The sequence below is a fragment of the Pseudomonas sp. CCNWLW23 genome, from assembly GCF_037095675.1.
GTDB classification, from domain to species: Bacteria; Pseudomonadota; Gammaproteobacteria; order Pseudomonadales; family Pseudomonadaceae; genus Aquipseudomonas; species Aquipseudomonas atacamensis.
The window spans coordinates 72,084-90,287 of the sequence record NZ_JBAWKM010000002.1; the positions used below are offsets into that span (position 1 = coordinate 72,084).

General features: G+C 60.1%; 18 protein-coding genes. 10 read left to right on the top strand and 8 right to left on the bottom strand.

The window, feature by feature from the left end:
• Positions 1-5: 5 nt before the first annotated feature.
• Genes V8J63_RS03530 through V8J63_RS03545 form a run of 4 tightly spaced genes read right to left on the bottom strand, consistent with a single transcriptional unit; the run spans position 6 to position 5,282 of the window.
• A complete protein-coding gene (locus V8J63_RS03530; RefSeq protein WP_336463587.1) occupies positions 6-1,766 on the bottom strand; it encodes an ABC transporter ATP-binding protein in 1,761 nt (586 codons plus the stop codon).
• Positions 1,763-2,956, bottom strand: coding sequence for a beta-glucosidase (locus V8J63_RS03535; RefSeq protein WP_336463588.1), 1,194 nt, complete (start codon positions 2,954-2,956; stop codon positions 1,763-1,765). Before V8J63_RS03535 ends, V8J63_RS03530 begins: the two co-directional genes overlap by 4 nt.
• Entirely contained in the window at positions 2,953-4,125 is a 1,173-nt protein-coding gene (gene glf, locus V8J63_RS03540; protein ID WP_336463589.1) for a UDP-galactopyranose mutase, read from the bottom strand. The genes V8J63_RS03535 and glf overlap by 4 nt, the downstream gene beginning before the upstream one ends.
• Positions 4,113-5,282 (bottom strand): glycosyltransferase family 1 protein, encoded by a 1,170-nt coding sequence (locus tag V8J63_RS03545; protein ID WP_336463590.1) that lies wholly within the window; start codon positions 5,280-5,282, stop codon positions 4,113-4,115. The genes glf and V8J63_RS03545 overlap by 13 nt, the downstream gene beginning before the upstream one ends.
• Positions 5,283-5,600: 318 nt before the next feature.
• Between V8J63_RS03545 and galE the strand changes: the two genes are divergently transcribed.
• Entirely contained in the window at positions 5,601-6,626 is a 1,026-nt protein-coding gene (gene galE, locus V8J63_RS03550) for a UDP-glucose 4-epimerase GalE (RefSeq protein ID WP_336463711.1), read from the top strand.
• 13 nt (positions 6,627-6,639) lie between these two features.
• On the opposite strand, the gene V8J63_RS03555 is transcribed toward galE, so the two are convergent.
• Positions 6,640-6,954, bottom strand: coding sequence for a hypothetical protein (locus V8J63_RS03555; protein WP_016774554.1), 315 nt, complete (start codon positions 6,952-6,954; stop codon positions 6,640-6,642).
• Between the two features lie 320 nt (positions 6,955-7,274).
• On the opposite strand from V8J63_RS03555, the gene cyoA reads away from it, so the two are divergent.
• The 9 genes from cyoA (at position 7,275) to V8J63_RS03600 (ending at position 15,898) form a co-directional block, all read left to right on the top strand.
• A complete protein-coding gene (cyoA, locus tag V8J63_RS03560; protein ID WP_024012805.1) occupies positions 7,275-8,204 on the top strand; it encodes a ubiquinol oxidase subunit II in 930 nt (309 codons plus the stop codon).
• 3 nt (positions 8,205-8,207) lie between these two features.
• Positions 8,208-10,181, top strand: coding sequence for a cytochrome o ubiquinol oxidase subunit I (cyoB, locus tag V8J63_RS03565; protein WP_039760284.1), 1,974 nt, complete (start codon positions 8,208-8,210; stop codon positions 10,179-10,181).
• Positions 10,182-10,183: 2 nt separating this feature from the next.
• Entirely contained in the window at positions 10,184-10,798 is a 615-nt protein-coding gene (locus tag V8J63_RS03570) for a cytochrome o ubiquinol oxidase subunit III (RefSeq protein ID WP_110599448.1), read from the top strand.
• Position 10,799: 1 nt separating this feature from the next.
• Positions 10,800-11,138 carry a cytochrome o ubiquinol oxidase subunit IV gene (cyoD, locus tag V8J63_RS03575; RefSeq protein WP_016774550.1) on the top strand — a complete coding sequence of 113 codons (339 nt, stop codon included), beginning with the start codon at positions 10,800-10,802 and terminating at the stop codon, positions 11,136-11,138.
• Positions 11,096-12,121, top strand: a complete 1,026-nt coding sequence (gene cyoE / locus V8J63_RS03580) for a heme o synthase (protein WP_336463591.1) — start codon at positions 11,096-11,098, stop codon at positions 12,119-12,121. Before cyoD ends, cyoE begins: the two co-directional genes overlap by 43 nt.
• The gene (locus V8J63_RS03585; RefSeq protein WP_024012801.1) at positions 12,114-12,374 is read left to right on the top strand and encodes a metallothionein; all 261 of its coding nucleotides are present in this window, start codon (positions 12,114-12,116) and stop codon (positions 12,372-12,374) included. The genes cyoE and V8J63_RS03585 overlap by 8 nt, the downstream gene beginning before the upstream one ends.
• The gene (locus V8J63_RS03590) at positions 12,371-13,555 is read left to right on the top strand and encodes an MFS transporter (protein WP_336463592.1); all 1,185 of its coding nucleotides are present in this window, start codon (positions 12,371-12,373) and stop codon (positions 13,553-13,555) included. Before V8J63_RS03585 ends, V8J63_RS03590 begins: the two co-directional genes overlap by 4 nt.
• Positions 13,556-13,582: 27 nt before the next feature.
• On the top strand, positions 13,583-14,257 hold the full coding sequence (locus tag V8J63_RS03595) for a polysaccharide lyase family 7 protein (RefSeq protein WP_122507221.1): 675 nt from the start codon (positions 13,583-13,585) through the stop codon (positions 14,255-14,257).
• Between the two features lie 324 nt (positions 14,258-14,581).
• Positions 14,582-15,898 carry an MFS transporter gene (locus tag V8J63_RS03600; RefSeq protein ID WP_336463712.1) on the top strand — a complete coding sequence of 439 codons (1,317 nt, stop codon included), beginning with the start codon at positions 14,582-14,584 and terminating at the stop codon, positions 15,896-15,898.
• A 7-nt stretch (positions 15,899-15,905) separates the two neighbouring features.
• Here V8J63_RS03600 and V8J63_RS03605 read toward each other — a convergent pair whose 3' ends face one another.
• From V8J63_RS03605 to V8J63_RS03615, 3 genes are all read right to left on the bottom strand, one after another.
• Positions 15,906-16,034: a hypothetical protein gene (locus V8J63_RS03605; protein ID WP_256205753.1), complete on the bottom strand. Its 129-nt coding sequence runs from the start codon at positions 16,032-16,034 to the stop codon at positions 15,906-15,908.
• A 132-nt stretch (positions 16,035-16,166) separates the two neighbouring features.
• Entirely contained in the window at positions 16,167-16,718 is a 552-nt protein-coding gene (locus V8J63_RS03610) for a cytochrome b (RefSeq protein WP_336463593.1), read from the bottom strand.
• 172 nt (positions 16,719-16,890) lie between these two features.
• Positions 16,891-17,778: a universal stress protein gene (locus V8J63_RS03615; protein ID WP_336463594.1), complete on the bottom strand. Its 888-nt coding sequence runs from the start codon at positions 17,776-17,778 to the stop codon at positions 16,891-16,893.
• Positions 17,779-18,204 lie beyond the last annotated feature (426 nt).

Below are 18,204 nucleotides of genomic sequence, written 5' to 3' on the forward strand. Positions count from 1 at the left end.
CGCGTTCAACGGTTGTGCACCATCGCCTGCATCTGCCACAGCGTGCGGAACCGCCCTTGGCTTTCGCGCAGTTCTTCGGGAGTGCCGTCCTGGACGATCTCGCCGTCCTCCAGCACCAGCACCCGATCGAAGTTGGCGATGGTCGAGAGGCGGTGCGCCACGGCGAGTACCGTGCGGCCGCGCATCAGGTTGCTCAATGCGCGCTGGATGATCGCTTCGGAATCGGAATCCAGTGCCGAGGTCGCCTCGTCGAGAATCAGGATCGGTGCGTCTTTCAAAAACGCCCGCGCCAGCCCCAGGCGCTGGCGTTGCCCGCCGGACAACGTCACTCCCCGTTCACCGACAAGGGTGTGATAACCCTGCGGCAACGCCTGGATGAATTCATCGCAAAACGCCTGGCGCGCCGCATCGATGATCTGCTGCTCGGTAGCGTGCGGTTGGCCATAGCTGATGTTTTCCAGAATGCTGCGATTGAACAGCGCCGGTTCTTGCGGCACCACAGCGATCTGCCGGCGCAGGCTGTCCTGGCTGACGGAGCGGATGTCGCGGTCGTCGATCAGGATCACCCCGCTGCGCACATCATCCAGACGTTGCAGCAAACCGAGCAAGGTCGATTTTCCCGAGCCCGAGGTGCCGGCAATGCCGACGCTTTGCCCGGCCGGAATATCGAGAAAGAAATGCTCGAAGACCTTGCGCCCATCCGGGTAGGCGTAACTGACGTCGAGCATTTTGATGTGCCCGCGCGTCGGCGCCAGTTCCTCCAAGGCGTCGCTGAGCTCGTGGGGCTGGGCGACGATGCCCAGGGTTTCGCTGATGACGCCCATCTGCTGGCTGGTTTCCACCAGTGCCAGCGCCAGTTCGCGCGAACTGTGCAGGATGCGGAAGGTCAACGCGCTGACCATCACCACATCCCCCGGCGTCACCTGTCCCGCGCGCCAGAGCAGAATCGCCCAGCCGAGCATGCCGCCGGCCATAACGGTCAGGCAGATGTCGTGCAGTACCCGGGCTTTTTCCATGTACATCCAGCTGCTGCGGTGCGAATCGGCCTCGATGCCGATCTCGCGCTCCAGGCGCAAGCGCTCGCGTTCCCGCCCGGAAAAAGCCTTGATCGTCCATACGTTGGAGACCAGATCGACAATCTCGCCACCGACCCGCGCCGACTGCGACGCGAACGCGATGTGCCGGCTGCGACCGCGCACGCCGAATATGGTAATCAGCGCGGCGACGACTATCACGCAACCGACCAGCGCCAGCGCCATCGCACCGTGCACCGCCAACAGCAAGGCCACGGCGCCGATAAAATCCACGCATGGCGGCACGATACGCCAGGTCAGCCCGCCATACACTTTGTCGGCAGCGGCACCGATCGCCGAGACGCGATTGGCCAGCGAGCCGGAGAAATGCCGCCGGAAATAACGCATCGGGTGGCCGGTCAGATGATGGAACAGGTCGACGCGCAGATCCGCACAACTGCCGACGATGGTGTGGCAACCGACCCAACCGCCGAGGCGCCACAGCAGGTTTTCCATCACGATCAATGCCATGAACAGGCCGAACGCGTGCCAGACCTGTTCCGCCGCCGACCCGGCGGCCATGGCATCGACCAGCAGTTTCATGCCGTATTGCACCACTACCGCGCAGCACGCCGCGCCGATCACCAGTGCGACCATGGCGACGAAGTGCGCCGGGCGAATTCTTATGTAGCGCCATAGAAACGCGGCGGCTGACGCCGGCAACGGTTCATCACGCCTGCGCTGAAAGTTCATCTCCCCTGCCCCTCAACACGCCGGCCATTGACCCGGCGCAGATTTGCGGCAATCCGCTCGGGCACTTGCGCCAGCTCGACGTGCAGCGGATGAAACGCCGCGCGCTCGCCCCCGCCATCGGGATAGCCAAACACACCTGTGGGACAATACCGGCCATTGTCCCACCCCGGATAATCGAGAAACGGGTACCAGCAAATGCCCTGCACCGGCACACCGCGTTCGAGGGCAAGCAGCGTCTGCTCGACGATGTATGCCAGCCACGGCAGGCGTTCATCATCTTCGGCACCGGTTTCGGCGATCAGCACTGGCCGCTGATAACGCTGGTGCAGTTCCTTGAGCATGCCCGACAACGGCCGGAAGTCGCGCTCGCCGCGAAGAATCCGTCGGCCGTGGAAATACCACTGGTTATGCGCATAGAAATTGGCGCCGACGATATCCAGGTAATGCTCCTGCCCACCCAGACCCGGCCATTCGCGGCCGGTGAGCAGATCCCACGCCTGAAATTGCGACAGCCGATAGGCCTCAGCGGCTTCGATATCGTCAATGCGCCGGGAGCCGGCGATCACATGGATCAACGGATCGCACTGGACAAACCGCGCATTCGGGACCTGTTCGCGAATCGCTTCGATCGCAGCAATGCTCGCCCGCACCAGTTGATGCTTGAGTTCCTGCGCGCGCCCGCGTGCGTTCGGATTGAAATACGCCACCTCGCCTCCCGCCCAACTCCAGAAGGAAATCTCGTTGATCGGCGAGTAGAACGGAACGCTCACGCCCTCGTCGGCCATCAGCTTCGCTGCAGCAGCGGCGAAGCGGGCGAAACGCTCGACAAATGCCGGGCGCCAGATATCCAGATCATCCGGGTAGCCGTAATGGCACAGATCCCAGACCACCTGCACTTGCTGCGCTTGTGCCGCTTTGAGCATCGGCAGAAAACTGCTCCAGTCATAGCGCCCGGGGCTGCGCTCGATCAGGTGCCAGCGCAAGCCGTCGCGGGCGCAGCGTATGTTCAATCCGCTGAGTCGCAGGTAGTCCTTGTCGACCCAGCGCGCATGCCCGGTGTCGGCCAGCAGATCCAGGCGCCGACCGTCCTGGCGGCGCTGGCTGGAACATTCGAAACCCGCCATGACGAAGCTACTGAAGATCGAAGACGCATCCGCGCCGGGCTCGTCGCCTTTCGGCTGCGCGGTCATGAAGCATCGATCTCGGTTTCAGCCGTGGTTTCTGCCTGCGCCGCCTCGATATCCCGATACAAGGCCAGCGCCTGGCCCACCACCTGATCCATGTTGTAGTACTTGTAGGTACCCAGTCGGCCGAGAAACGTCACGTTCGGCGTCTGCTCGGCGAGCGCTCGATAGCGTTTGTACAGCTCGGCATTTTCTGCGCGCGGCACCGGGTAATACGGGTCGCCATCGTCACACGGATATTCGTAAGTGATGCTGGTGCATGGGTGCGTTTGCCCGGTCAGGTGTTTGTATTCAGTGATGCGCGTATACGGCACATCCGGGTGCGGATAATTCACTACCGCCACTGGCTGATAGTGTTCCTGCTCGAGGGTCTGGTGTTCGAAGCGCAAGGACCGATACGGCAAACGGCCCAACTGGAAATCGAAGTATTCGTCGATCGGGCCGCAGTAGATCAGATGCGCGTACTGCACCTCGTCGCGCACAGCCTTAAAATCGGTGCCGAGCAGCAGATCGATGTTCGGGTGATCGAGCATGCGTTCGAACATTTGCGTGTATCCGCCCGAGGGCATGATCTGGAAAGTGTCGGCGAAATAGCGGTCGTCTTCGCTGGTCCGCGTCGGAATGCGCGAAGTCACCGATTTATCCAGTGCCGAGGGATCCAGCCCCCACTGCTTGCGCGTGTATCCGCGAAAGAATTTTTCGTAGAGCTCACGGCCGATCTGATTGACCACGACATCTTCGGACGTGCGAATGGTCGCCACCGGTTCGGCGCGTTCGGCGAGAAACACTTCGGCTTCTTCGGAGGACATCGACAGGCCATAGAGCGAATTCAGCGTGGTCAGATTGATAGGGATCGGCACGAGTTTGCCGTCGACCTGGGCGAGGACTCGATGCTCGTAAGGTCGCCATTCGGTGAAGCGCGACAGGTAGTCGACAATGCGCTGGGCATTGGTGTGAAAGATGTGCGGACCATAGCGGTGCACCAGTACCCCGGCCTCATCGTAATGGTCGTAGGCATTGCCGGCGATATGCGGGCGCCGATCAATCAGCAACACCCGGCGCCCCAATCCTTGGGCCAGACGCTCGGCGATGACACTGCCGGCGAACCCGGCACCGACGATCAGGTAGTCATAGGCTTCGCCGGACTTTGCGCGCTCAAGGCTTATCGTAGGCATTCGATCTGCTCCTGCATGAAGCGGCTGGTGTTGTCCCACGACATGCCGGCGATCGCGGCATCGGCGCGCTGCAGAAATTCGATGGTGCCTTTGATTGGCAAAGCTTTTTCGATCGCCTCGACGAAGGCCTCGGCAGTGTCGGCGATGAACACCGCGCCGCTCTCGCCGTAGCCGCTGATCACATCGTGAATCGGCGTCGACACCACTGGACAACCGCCAGCGAGGTATTCGGGAGTCTTGGTCGGGCTGATGTAACGCGTGGAGGCGTTGAGGGCGAACGGCATCAGTGCCACGTCCCAGCCAGCGAGGTAGTCCGGCAGCTCGGCATATTGCTTGCCGCCCAGATAATGAATGTTCGGCCGTTGCGGCAGCGTCTGCGGATCGATCTTCACCACCGGCCCGATCAGCACGATCTGCCAGTCGGGACGCATCGCCGCCACGCGGTCAATCAATTCGATATCGAAGCGTTCATCGATCACGCCGAAAAAGCCCAGGCGTGGCCGCGCTATGGATGCTTGATCGGGCGGTTCCGGCAGTGCCTGCCGCGCCGCCGCGAAATGCGCGATGTCGACGCTGCTCGGTACCGGATAGGCATTACCGTGCTGGCGCTGCTTGACCTCCCACAGACTGAAGCCGCCGGTAAACACCACATCAGCTCGGGCGAGCAGTTGCTGTTCCATGTCGATCAAGCGCGCCGGTGCGCCCATGAACGCCGACAGTTCATCCATGCAGTCATAGACGGCAACCCGAGCGTCGAGGTGCTCGGTAAACAGCAGGCTCATCGGCGTGAAATACCACAGCAAAAGATCGCCCTGAACGCGTCCGGCGAGGTGCTCATCGAGCAATTGCCTCTGCGCCTGCTCGATCGCCTCGCCACTCATGCCGATCGGCAATTGCGGCACCGCCACTTCTATTCCCGCCGCCGGATTCGAAAGCTCGAGTCTGGGCGTGGCGTCTTCGACAAATACCGGCTCTTCGAAAAACACCACGTCGTAGTGTCTGGCCAATCGCGACATGACGTGCTGCGGCCGTTGATAAACAAATCCCCAGCGCAGATGCGACAGGCACACCAACGTGGGTCGCACCTGAAGGGATGCTTCGACAGCATTTTGCGCGCTCGCCAGTGCAAGCGCCTCGGGTTGTTCTGCCAGGTTCATAGCCAGATCCTCATCAAAAAAACAAGACGACTCAGTGCCGAGCCACCGGGCCGTCACACTTGTCGACACTGCAAGTGCAGGGCATTTCTCGATGAGGCCGTAAGGCTCTTGAAGGTTGGAATAGCCGCGTTCACGCGACGTTCAGCCCAACTTCGAGCGCAGCCGATGAAGTGCACATACCGGCTGGCAAACAAGGTTGAACTTGCCGATCAATCCAGCCCCTACCGTCCAGAACAACCATGGTTTTCGCCGCCGCACAGGCGCATCGAAACCATCTACGAAGCCATCGCCGATGGCGTCACTTGTGAGGGCGGGCGCATGATCTTGATTACGGGTGGTGCGGGATACATTGGTGCGCATGTCGCACTGCAATGGCTGGGCAACGTCGAGGATGTGGTGATCCTCGACAACTTGTGCAACAGCCAGCGCGCGGCGATCGAGCGCATCAGTACGCTGGCCGGAAAACGACCGGAGTTCATTCAGGGTGATGTGCGCAATCGACGACTGCTCGACAATCTTCTGCACGATTACCCGATCGATGCCGTGGTGCATTGCGCCGGGTTGAAAGCGGTCGGCGAAAGCGTGCGTGAACCTCTGCGTTATTTCGACACCAATGTCGGCGGCAGCCTGACCTTGTGCCAGGCCATGGCCCAGGCCGGAGTTTTCCATCTGGTGTTCAGTTCATCGGCCACTGTTTATGGCGACTGCGCCACCCTGCCAATCAACGAAAACTGCGCCACTGGCCAGCCGACCAATCCTTACGGCATGTCGAAACTGATGTCGGAAAACATCATGAAGAGTGTCGCCAGTTCCGACCCGCGCTGGTCGATCGGCCTGCTGCGCTATTTCAATCCGATTGGTGCGCACCCTTCCGGCCTGCTCGGCGAGGCACCCACCAGCACGCCCAACAATCTGCTGCCCTATCTGCTGGAAGTTGCCAGTGGCCAGCGCGCGCAGCTGTCAGTGTTCGGCAACGATTACCCGACCCCGGACGGCACCGGCATTCGCGATTATCTGCACGTCGTCGACCTTGCACTCGGGCACGTCTGCGCGCTCGACGCCTTGCGCGATCGCCATGGTGTGAGCATCTGGAACCTCGGTACCGGGCGCGGCTATTCGGTGCTGGAGGTGATCAGCGCCTTCGAACAGGTCACCGGCATCAAGATCCCGTTGCGTATTGAAGCGCGGCGCCCCGGCGACATTGCGCGCTGCTGGGCGGACCCGCAAAAAGCCCTCGAAGAACTGGGCTGGCAGGCGAGCCGCTCACTGCACAGCATGCTCGCCGATGCCTGGCGCTGGCAGTGCAATCAACTCGGCCAGGTTGACGTTCGCCAGGCCAATTGAAAGCTGCGCACGGTCACTCGTTCTCGTGGCCGTGCGCATCGGCACAGGACAATCGTCCGGACTCGCCGCCGGCAATTCGTTCTGCCTGATCGATGCCACGTTTAAGCGCGTCCTCGACTTCCCATTCCACGCCGGGCAATTTCCTGATGCGCTCGTAGGCGCACTCGCCGGTTGCGGTGTAAACGCTGATGAACATTTCGACGTCGCCATCATCGGCTTCCCGTGCCCGCACCTCGATATGACAACCGTTTTCAACCTCTTCGGTATGGCACTTTTCCGCCTTTTCCGTCGCCTTCCATTTGTTGTAGGTTTCGCCGCGTTTGAACATGTCGTACTCCTGAACTCAACTCGCTCACGTCAAAGATCTTTCCTTTGGCGGAATAATTCCACGGATTGCCAAGAGGCATTTTCAGCATAGCGCGTTGATTCGCGCCCGCCGTTTCGCTAGTTCAACCGTTCGTCAGCTTGCGTAACATTCTGTAAAACCAACGCCGCAATGCTCATTCAAAAAGTTCGAGGCCCAGGCGAGCTCAAGTACAACTCGTTATTCAGCCCAGCGTGATTAGCCGGTACAGAAACAGGGTTTTCTGTCCATGGCCAACTGTTGCCCGAAGAAAACAAGGATCGATATAAAGAACAGGAGCATGTATGAAGCGAACAATCAGCTATTGCCTGGTCTATCTCGCTACCAGCGTTCTGCTCGCCGGTTGCAATCTGGTGGTGTTCAACCCCAAGGGCGATGTTGCCCGAGATGAACGCGACCTGATCATTCTCGCCACGGGCCTGATGCTGTTGGTGGTGATCCCGGTCATCGTCATGACCTTCCTGTTCGCCTATCGCTACCGCGCGACCAACAAGAAGGCCCGTTATTCGCCGCGTTGGGCCAGTTCGCACAAGATCGAAGCGGTGGTCTGGGGCGTGCCGTTCCTGATTATTTGCGTACTCGGCTGGGTGACCTGGGAAACCACCCACGCACTCGATCCCTATCGCCCGCTGGACTCCGACGTGCCGCACCTGAATGTGCAAGTGGTGGCAACGGACTGGAAATGGCTGTTCATTTACCCCGATCTGGGTATCGCTTCGGTCAATGAACTGGCGATACCGGTGAATACGCCGGTAAGTTTTACCGTCACTTCCGACGCGGCCATGACTTCATTCTTTATTCCGGCACTGGGCGGGCAGATATATGCCATGGCTGGCATGCAGACCAAGTTGCATTTGATCGCCAATGAAATCGGCCAGTATCGCGGAATTGCTGCGAACTATAACGGCCACGGTTTTTCCGACATGCACTTCAGCACCCTGGCACTCAGCGGCGCGGATTACGAAGCGTGGGTCAACAAAGTCAAAGCAGCGCCCGGGCAACTTGATCAAGCCAGTTATGCCGAGTTGGCCAAGCCTTCAGTGGCGCACAGGATCACTTATTACTCGGCTGTGCAGGAGCGACTGTTTCTCGACATCGTCGACAAGTACGAAGGAATGAACAAAGCACCGCGCAAGAAGGAAACCCAGGTGCAAAGCAACAGCGACGATGTGCGCGTCAATCAACAACCGAGTCTGCTGGCCGAGGAGCGTTAAATCATGTTCGGGAAACTTTCATGGGACGCGGTTCCATTGCACGAGCCGATTGTCATGTACACCCTGGCTATCGTCGGCCTGATGGGTTTTGCCCTGGTCGGTACCGTCACCTGGAAGCGCAAGTGGGGCTACCTGTGGCGCGAGTGGTTCACTTCGGTGGATCACAAGAAAATCGGCTGCATGTACATCATCGTCGCGCTGGTCATGCTGCTGCGCGGTTTCTCCGACGCGATCATGATGCGTACCCAACAGGCGATGGCATCCAGTGGCGGGCCGGGTTATCTGCCGCCGGAACACTACGACCAAATCTTCACTGCCCACGGCGTGATCATGATTTTCTTCATGGCCATGCCGTTCGTGGTCGGCCTGATGAACATCGTCGTGCCTCTGCAGATCGGCGCCCGCGACGTCGCCTACCCGTTCCTCAACGCGCTGAGTTTCTGGCTGTTCGTCGTGGGCGCGGCACTGGTGAATATTTCCCTGGGCGTTGGTGAGTTTGCCCGCACCGGCTGGGTCGCCTACCCGCCCCTGTCCGAGCTCGGCTACAGCCCCGGGGTCGGGGTGGATTACTACATCTGGTCATTACAGATATCCGGCATAGGGACGCTGTTAACCGGGGTTAACTTTTTCGTGACCATCCTGAAGATGCGCACCGAAGGCATGACCCTGTTCAAGATGCCGGTGTTCACTTGGAACGCACTGTGCACCTCGATCCTGATTCTCGCTGCGTTCCCGATCCTTACCGCCACCCTGTTGATGCTGACCCTCGATCGTTATCTGGGCATGCACTTTTTTACCAACGAGGCCGGCGGCAACCCGATGATGTACGTCAACCTCATCTGGGCGTGGGGCCATCCGGAGGTGTACATCCTGATCCTGCCGGCGTTCGGGATCTTCTCGGAGATCGCCGCGACCTTCAGCAGCAAGCGCCTGTTCGGCTATGTCTCGCTGGTGTGGGCGACGATTGCGATCACGATCCTGTCGTTCATCGTCTGGCTGCACCACTTCTTCACCATGGGCGCGGGGGCCAACGTCAACGCGTTCTTCGGCATCATGACGATGATCATTGCAGTGCCGACCGGGGTGAAGATCTTCACTTGGCTGTTCACCATGTATCGCGGCCGCGTGCGCTTCGAAACGCCGATGCTGTGGACGCTGGGCTTTATCGTCACGTTCAGTATCGGCGGCATGACCGGCGTGCTGCTGGCGGTGCCCGGGGCCGACTTCCTGCTGCACAACAGCCTGTTCCTGATTGCCCACTTCCATAACGTGATCATCGGTGGCGCGGTGTTCGGCTACATGGCCGGGCTGACTTACTGGTTCCCCAAGGCGTTCGGCTTCCGCCTCAACGACCGCCTCGGGCGCATTGCGTTCTGGTGCTGGCTGGTCGGTTTCTACTTCGCGTTCATGCCGTCTTACGTGCTCGGTTTCATGGGCATGACCCGGCGCCTGAACCATTTCGACAACCCGGCCTGGCAACCGTGGCTGCTGCTGGAACTGTTTGGCGTCGGCATCATTCTTTGCGGCGTGTCCGCGCAGGCCCTGCAGCTCTACGTGAGCATCCGCAACCGCGCGAAACTGCGCGACCTCACCGGCGACCCGTGGGACGGCCGTACGCTGGAATGGGCCACGGCCTCGCCGCCACCGTTCTACAACTTCGCCGAGCAACCGAAAGTCAACGATCTCGACGCCTACTGGGGCATGAAGGAGCGCGGCGTCAGCACCCTCAGCCACACCGACTACCGCGCCATCCATATGCCGCGCAACACCTCCGCCGGCCTGGTGATCAGCGTCTTCGCGCTGATCTGCAGCTTCGCCCTGGTCTGGCATATCTGGTGGCTGGCGATCTTCGGCCTGGTCGCTTCGGTGGTGGCGATGATCGTGCGCAGCTATGACGAAGACATCGACTATTTCGTCCCGGCGCAGGAAGTGGCGCGGATTGAAAAAGCGCGTCTCAAAGACTTGGCGGAGGCTTGAACATGTCCAATATCGTTCTGGATAAAGACATCGCGCACAGCCATGAACATGGCCATGAAGACGCGGGCTCGATGCGCATTTTCGGTTTCTGGATCTACCTGATGACCGACTGCATCCTGTTTGCGACGCTGTTCGCAGGCTATGCCGTACTGCGTGACAGCGTGGCTGGCGGGCCTTCGACTGTCGACATTTTCGAACTGCCCTACGTCCTTGCCGAAACCGCGTTGCTGCTGCTCAGCAGCATCACTTACGGCTACGCGATGCTGGCGATGAACCGCAATGACAAAGCCCACGTGCTGCGCTGGCTTGGCGTCACCTTCGTGCTGGGTTGCGGCTTCATCGCCATGGAAATCAACGAATTCCATCATCTGATCGCAGAAGGCTACGGGCCGGATCGCAGCGGATTCCTGACCGCGTTCTTCACCCTCGTCGGCACCCACGGCGCCCACGTGCTCAGTGGTCTGGTGTGGATGGCAGTGTTGATGCTGCAAGTAAGCAGCCGGGGCCTGACCAATACCAACACCACGCGCCTGAGTTGCCTGAGTCTGTTCTGGCACTTCCTCGATGTGGTGTGGATCTGCGTATTTACCGTGGTTTATCTGCTGGGGGTGGTGTGACATGTATAACCAGAGTCCGATTCATAGCAGTGCCGGCACCAGCCATGGCACCAGTCGTTCATACATGGTCGGTTTCATTATTTCAGTGATTCTGACCGTCATTCCCTTTGGCCTGGTCATGTACCCGACGTTGCCACGCAGCGTCACCGCTTGGGTGGTGGTTGCACTTGGCGTGGTGCAGGTCTTCGCGCACCTCAAATATTTCCTGCATCTGGACACCGCCAAGGAGCAACGCTGGAACCTCAGAGCGCTGATCTTCTCGGTGGTGATCATTCTTCTGCTGGTGGGGCTTTCACTATGGATCATGGACAGCATTCACCACAACATGCTGGCGCACTGAAGCAATGGCGGCTGTCGCTGAATGTCGGGCTGGAACTGACCAAGCCCGGCATCATCGTCGGCAATCTGGCTTCGGTGTTCGGCGGCTATCTGCTTGCCGCCGGTGGCCGCCCGGTGTCCCTGGCGCATTTATTGGCCGCCCTGCTCGGCACCGCGCTGGTCATCGCTTGCGGTTGCGTGATCAACAACTGCGTCGACCGCGATATCGACCGGCGCATGGTGCGCACCTGTCATCGGGCGCTGGCCGTTCGCGCTGTGTCGTTGCCCAGTGCGTTTTGCTACGCGGCGGTGCTGGGTGTGATCGGCTTCGGTTTGCTGTGGGTCGGCACCACAGCATTGGCCTGCGCCATGGCGGCAGTCGGTCTGATGGTTTATGCGGGCGTTTATACCTGCCTGATGAAACGCCGTTCGCACTGGGGCACGCTGGTCGGCAGCCTGTCCGGGGCCATGCCGCCGGTGGTCGGTTATTGCGCCGTGACCGGCAGCTTCGATGCCACGGCGCTGATGCTCATCGTGGTGTTTTGCTGCTGGCAGATGCCCCACTCCCACGCGATCACCGTCATGCGCCATGAAGACTTTCGTGCCGCCGGATTGCCAACCTTGACGCTCAGACAGGCACGACGCGAGATCAACCTGTACATGGTCGCGTTCCTGATCAGCGCGGCGATATTGGGCTGGGTTGCGGCTATCAATGTTTCTTATCCGCTGGTGGTACTTGGCCTGGGCGGCTACTGGTTTTATCTGACGTTGCGACCGGTGCGAAATGCCAATGCGAAAGTCTGGGCGCGGCGCATCTTCAGCGTGTCGATCCTGCTGATCCTGGCGCTGAATCTTTCCCTGGCATTGAACGCCGTACTGCCCTCGCCCTCTGCGCTCTACCGCTCATCGGGCATGGCGGAAAATCATCAAACGCAGGTGCGGGGCGGGTTATCAGAATCGGTAACGACTGCCTTTACAGACCACCTGGAGGAAACCCATGGCTAACGATCCTTCAACAATTGATTGCGCCTGCCCGGGCTGCACCTGCAAATGCAGCGGCGAGCAAACCTTCGAGCGTGACGGCAAGCAGTTTTGCAGTCAGGCCTGCGCGGATCTTCACCCGAAGGGCCAACCCTGCCCGTCCTCGACCTGCCATTGCGAGCAGAACCTTGGGGCCGATGAGCGCAATGTCAGTGACTCGAAACTGGATCAGGCGGTCGAGGAAACCTTCCCTGCCAGCGATCCGATTTCCCCGTGAGCCTCAATCGACGCAGCCTCAATCTGGTCGCAGCAGCCTTCGCGCTGACCGCCTTGTCCTATGGCCTGGCGCGCTTCGCCTATGGACTGCTGCTGCCACAGATTCGTCAGGATCTGACGCTCAGCGTGACCGCTGCCGGATGGATCGGAGGCAGCGCTTTTGCCGCTTACTGTGTGGGCATCGTTGCGACGTTTGCCTGCAACGGCAAAGTCAGTCCGCGTGGGTTGACGGTGATGGCCGGCGCCGCCGCGACGCTGGGCATGGGACTGGTGGTTGTCGCTTCGTCGGGGCTGACGTTGGGCTGCGGTGTGGCGCTGGCGGGATTGAGCACCGGTTTGACCTCGCCGCCATTGGCCAGTGCGGTAGCAGCGCGTCTTGATGATGCAGATCGCCCACGGGCCAATGGTTTTATCAATGCCGGGACAGCGGCGGGCATCGTTTTTTCCGGTTTGGCGGCGATATTGGCAGCCGGGCAATGGCGCCAGCTGTATGCCCTGTTTGCCTTGATCGGCTTCGGCGTCACGATCTGGCTCTGGTTTGCGCTACCGCGCCGGGTCGAGCATGACGTCGCGCAGAACTTCTCGCTGGCAATGCTGCGTCGACCCGGCGTACTGCCTTTGTGCGCCAGTGCTTTCCTGATGGGGTTGGCGAGCACGGCGATCTGGACATTCGGTGCCGATATCCTGCGCAGCGAGGCTGGATTCAGTGATCAGTCGATCGCCTGGGCGTGGATAGTCCTGGGTGCGGCGGGAATCAGCGGATGCATGACGGGCGTGTTCACCGGCCGATTCGGTGTCGTGCGTATTCAGCATCTGGCACTGGCTGGGATCGCCCTCGGGACATTGGGCCTGTCGGCCGCCTCGATATCAGCCGGGTCTGGCCTCGTCGCAATGTGCCTGTTTGGCGCGGCCTATATCGTTTCCTCGGGCGTTTATCTGCTGCAAGGCATCCGCCTGTTTCCGGATCGTCCGGACTTGGGGCTGGGCATTCCGTTTCTGGTACTGGCGCTCGGTCAGACCGCTGGCACCCCGCTTTTCGGCGTTGTGCTGGAGGCTGCCGGTGTGTTCGTTGCCCTTTGTGTTTTCGCGGCGGCCGCTTGCGCCGCCATGGTGCTGTGCCCAAGAGATGGTGAAAGTCCGCGCAGACAGATGTGCCAATCCACCGAAGGCTTGGGTCGCTAATGATTTTTATCGTCAGGAGTACAAACCATGGCCGTAAACATCAGCAATCTAACCCTCTCCACTCCGGTTCCCGTCTCGGCAACCAATCCGGTCGCACTTGAGCTCAACGGCGCCGAGGCCATTGCGCAGTTCCCCAGCATCGTCACGGTGCTACCGGACGGTTCGCTGCAACTGTCCGCGCCGACCAAAGGCGCCTCAAGCAAAAGCACTCACCGCACCCGCTGCGAATGGAAAGAATCCTTTTATTGGTCGCTGGGCAGCGCCGCTGACCACCTCAACTATCAGGAAATGACCGTGACCAAGGTCAACTCTGCGCAGAAAGTCGTTATCTCGCAGATGCATGTGAAAAACGACGACGGCCCGGTCATCAAAGTGTTCTGGCAGAAAGGCAACATCACCATGGGCTTCCGCCAGAGCTTCAACCAGCCCACCCCGGTCAACACCACGGTGCTCAAGGGCGTACCGTTGGGGGCGAAGTTCAAGATCACCATTCGCGCCAACTCTGCCGGCGTGGCTCGAGTCACTGTCGACTACAACGGCGTTGTCGGCACATCAGGTGACTTGCAGCTCGACTCAACCTGGAATTCGCAGGTATTCAATTTCCACGGCGGGGTCTACAACCAGATCGACTACACCGACGCCACGCCGCCAGAGGATGGCTCGATCTGCATCATCAGTGATTTGTTGATTTCGCATACTTAGGCGCTGAAACGAGCAAGGGCCTGCGGCAGCTTTCGCTGGCAGGCCCTTGTCAGAGCTGAGCTCGATGTTGGGTTTTCAGCCTCCTCTTCGACTTCGAAATTGCCTGCGTCCTAACGTCGCAGCCTTCGGCTATTGGCAAATCCTGCGCAAGCCGTAGAATCCCGCGCGCTCTTGCAGAGGTCCAGTCTGGTCATAGACAGGCCTTTCCAGGACTGGCCATGCCTCATTGACGTACGGCCGACGCCACCGCCCTGCCCGATCGGCAGACATTTGCACAACACCTGTTCCAGCCTGGCAACCGCACGCGCAGAGGCGCACGTTGCGCTGTTCGATTTTCTTGAGGTTTTTATGTCTCCGCGTTTGCTGGCCATGGCGCTGGCGCCCCTGCTCGGGCTGTTCATTATTGCTCTGGGCAACGGTTTTCTGTCTTCCCTGACCACCCTTCGCCTGGACGCCGCCGGCGCCTCGGCGACGATGATCGGAATTGTTTCGTCGGCCTATTTCATCGGCCTGACGCTGGGCGCGGTGTTCAACGACCGGCTGATTCTGCGCATCGGCCATATTCGTGCCTACGGCAGCTTCGCCTCGCTGATTGCCGTGACGATCCTGTTGCAAGGTCTGTTTTATGACACCTGGGGCTGGCTGGTCCTGCGCCTGATCAACGGCTGGGCCACGGTCGGTGTGTTTCTGGTGATCGAAAGCTGGCTGCTGCTGGCCGGTGACGAGAAGATTCGCGGGCGCTTGCTCGCGCTGTACATGATCGTCCTTTATGGCGCTGGCGTTCTGGGCCAGGCGACGCTGGGAACCATCACTGGCATGAGCGACAGCGCGCCGTTCATGGTCGCCGGCATGCTTGCTGCGTTGTCGGTGCTGCCGATCGTGATCCTGCCGCGCGTATCGCCGCTGCTCGATCAGGTCGAGCCGCTCAAGCCCCGGCAACTGCTGGGCGTGACGCCGACCGGGCTGGTCGGCTGTTTCGGCTCGGGGGTGACCATAGCGGCGATCTACACCTTGTTGCCGCTGTATCTGCAACGCAGAGGTCTGGACGTCGGTGAAGTCGGCAGCATGATGGCCTGGACGATTCTCGGCGCGATGCTGCTGCAGTATCCAGTCGGACGCTGGTCCGACCGCACCGATCGCTTGCAGGTGCTGACCCTGCTGACGGTGGCGTGCACCGCGTTATCACTGGTGATTGTGCTGCTGCCGCTGTCTTCGACAATGCTCGCGGCGATGCTGTTTCTGCTCGGTGGCGGCGTCTTCGCGCTGTACCCGGTGGCCGTCAGCCACGCGGCCGACCGCGCCCCGGCCGAAGCGCTGGTGCCGATGATTCAGGGTTTGCTGCTGATCAACTCGCTGGGCTCGGCCATCAGCCCGATGATGATCTCGCCGGTGATGAACTCGTTCGGCGCCAACGGCCTGTTCTGGGTCTTCGCAGTGGTCAATTTGAGCATGGTCAGCTTTTTCTTCTGGCGCCGCGGCAAACGCCCGGTGCCGGCCAACCCCGCCCCGTTCACGGCGGCAGCCACCTATTCGCCGACGGGTGCGGAGTTGCGGGTCACCGAGGATTTGCGCGTCGCCGCTGAGGAGCATCCGGCGATGATGGATGCGATCAGCGGGGAACTGGTGACGCAGCCACGGTGACCGCTGATCAGCAACTGCCCGGCGGGATACCGTCCTTGTTAAAGTCCTTCAAGCGCTCGCGCTCTTCTTCGGTGGAATGTGCCGGGGTTGTTTGATCCGGTACTTCTTCCGGCACTTCGGTTTTTTCTTCAGTCATGGCTTTGCCCTCGTTGTCGATGCTATTTCGGCATCGGCGAGGGCTGGCAGTTCCGGATTTTCAGCTCCACCGCAGCCATGCGCTTGAGTTGCGGCGAACATTCCCTTAGACGAACAGCGCAAGATTCTTGCTTCAAGAGCGGGCACGCGCAATCAACATCCTCTGCAACGTGTTGTCCTTCACCCAGTAATGGTGGAACAGCCCCGCCAGCGCGTGCAGGCCGATCAGCCAGTAGCCGGCACTGCCAATCCATTCGTGCCAGTACTTGAGTTGTTTGGCCAGGTCCGGATCAATAGCCACCGGCGCCGGCACATGGAAGCCGAAGTACGGAAACGGCTTATCGCCCGCCGCGAGCATCAGCCACGCGAGGAGCGGTGTGACAATCATCAATCCATACAGCGCCAGGTGTGTCAGGTGCGCGATTGCGGTCTGCCACGCCGGTGGCTTGGGGATGATCGGCGGACGCGGAGTCAGGCGGCCGATCAGGCGAATCCACACCAAGGCGAAGATGCTGGCGCCAAACAGGCCATGCAGGCCCATCAGCATGCTACGCCCCTCACTGCCCTTGGGCAGGTAGCCCTTGATTTCGACGCACGCATACACCCCGACGAACAACACCAGCATCAGCCAGTGCAGGATGATTGAGAGTTTTCCATAACGGGTTACAGCGGTGTCGCGGATCATAGGAAACGCCTCGTGATTGTTGTGGAACGACGATCATCTCGCTCGAAATTATCCATGAACAGAAGCGCAAGGGTTATCACCTCAGCCCATCAAAGGCGAGTAAGTTTCGAGCAGCTGCCCCTTGTCGACAAGTCGGCAAGGGGCTGTTCGGCAAGGCGCACCGTTGTTCGTTCTAGACCGCCAGTACGCTGCAGGGAACCTGGTACAGAATATGTTCGGTGGTACTTCCCAGCAGTTTTTCCAGCCCGTGACGTTGAACCCTGCCCATCACAATCACGTCCACATCGTGCTCATCGGCAAACTCACTGATCGCCGCCACGGGATGTCCCTCCCTGCTATGCCTGTGCTCGGCCGTCACACCGAATTTCCTCGCCAAAGCGCAGTAATGCGCTTGCAGTTCCTTGCGCCGGGCATTCATCAATTCCGAAACCGTCCAGTTGTTCACCACTTCATCCAGATAGTTTTGCGAGACGTCATAGGCATATAACAGGTGCAACTCTGCATCAAACTGAGTGGCGAAGGATGTGGCCTGTTCGACGATCCGGTCATTGAGAGCGCCCCCATCATCTTCGCTTGCAGCTACATCCACTGCCGCTACGACCTTGCGCGGCAGACCCGGGCCAGCAGCGCCCAACAAGTAGACCGGCACCGGACAATCACGCAGCAGCTGCCAATCCAATGGGGTAAACAAAGCGCGTTTGAGTAAGGATTCGTGCTGCACTTCCTTGATCAGCAAGTCGGGCTGGTTCACGGTGACGTGATCGAGGATCTCCCGTTTCATGTCTTCGGACCAGCCAACCTCGGTCGTCACCCGCAAACCTTCGCCTCGCAGGCTGGCGGCCTGGCTTGCCAGCCACTCGTGATGGTCCTGCAAATAGGCCGCACGGGCCCTTGCCCGATCCCCTTCCTCCAGCAGCGACAGGAAATCCCACCATTTGATCAAGGCTGCGATGTGCAGCGACGCGCCGCTGGCTTTAGCCAGGGCGGCGGCCTGGCTTATCGCCGGGGAATGGCGCAGGGCCGGGTTGATGATCAGCAACAAGTGTTGATATTGGCTCATGTTTGTCTCCAGAGAGATGGACGTCTGCGCTCATGTCACTCGCAGCTGAACCGGGCCGAAAGAATCAGACAACAACGTCAATCGAGGTTGCGCCATAGCCCGGCGACCTCCTTGATAAATGTCATATGCAAGGCCCCTGGTGCGCGTCCTCCCCCTGAAAAACCTGAATATCGAGGCTTGTCCACCACCCTTGCGCAAGCGCCTGGAAAACCGACAAAGCGGCGATGAAACTGGCGAGCGACATTGATCTGGATCAATCGCTGCGACGACAAACTGGATCGAAATAGAGTCATGACTCGGCTGCGCCCGCATCTCGGATCAGGGACAGTCACAAGCTGCTCGAACGCGTGAAAGTTACAGATGCGGCCACAGGGTGACAGGTCCGCAACCCACCCTCATTCTTGCTTTGCGAGGTTCTCGATATGG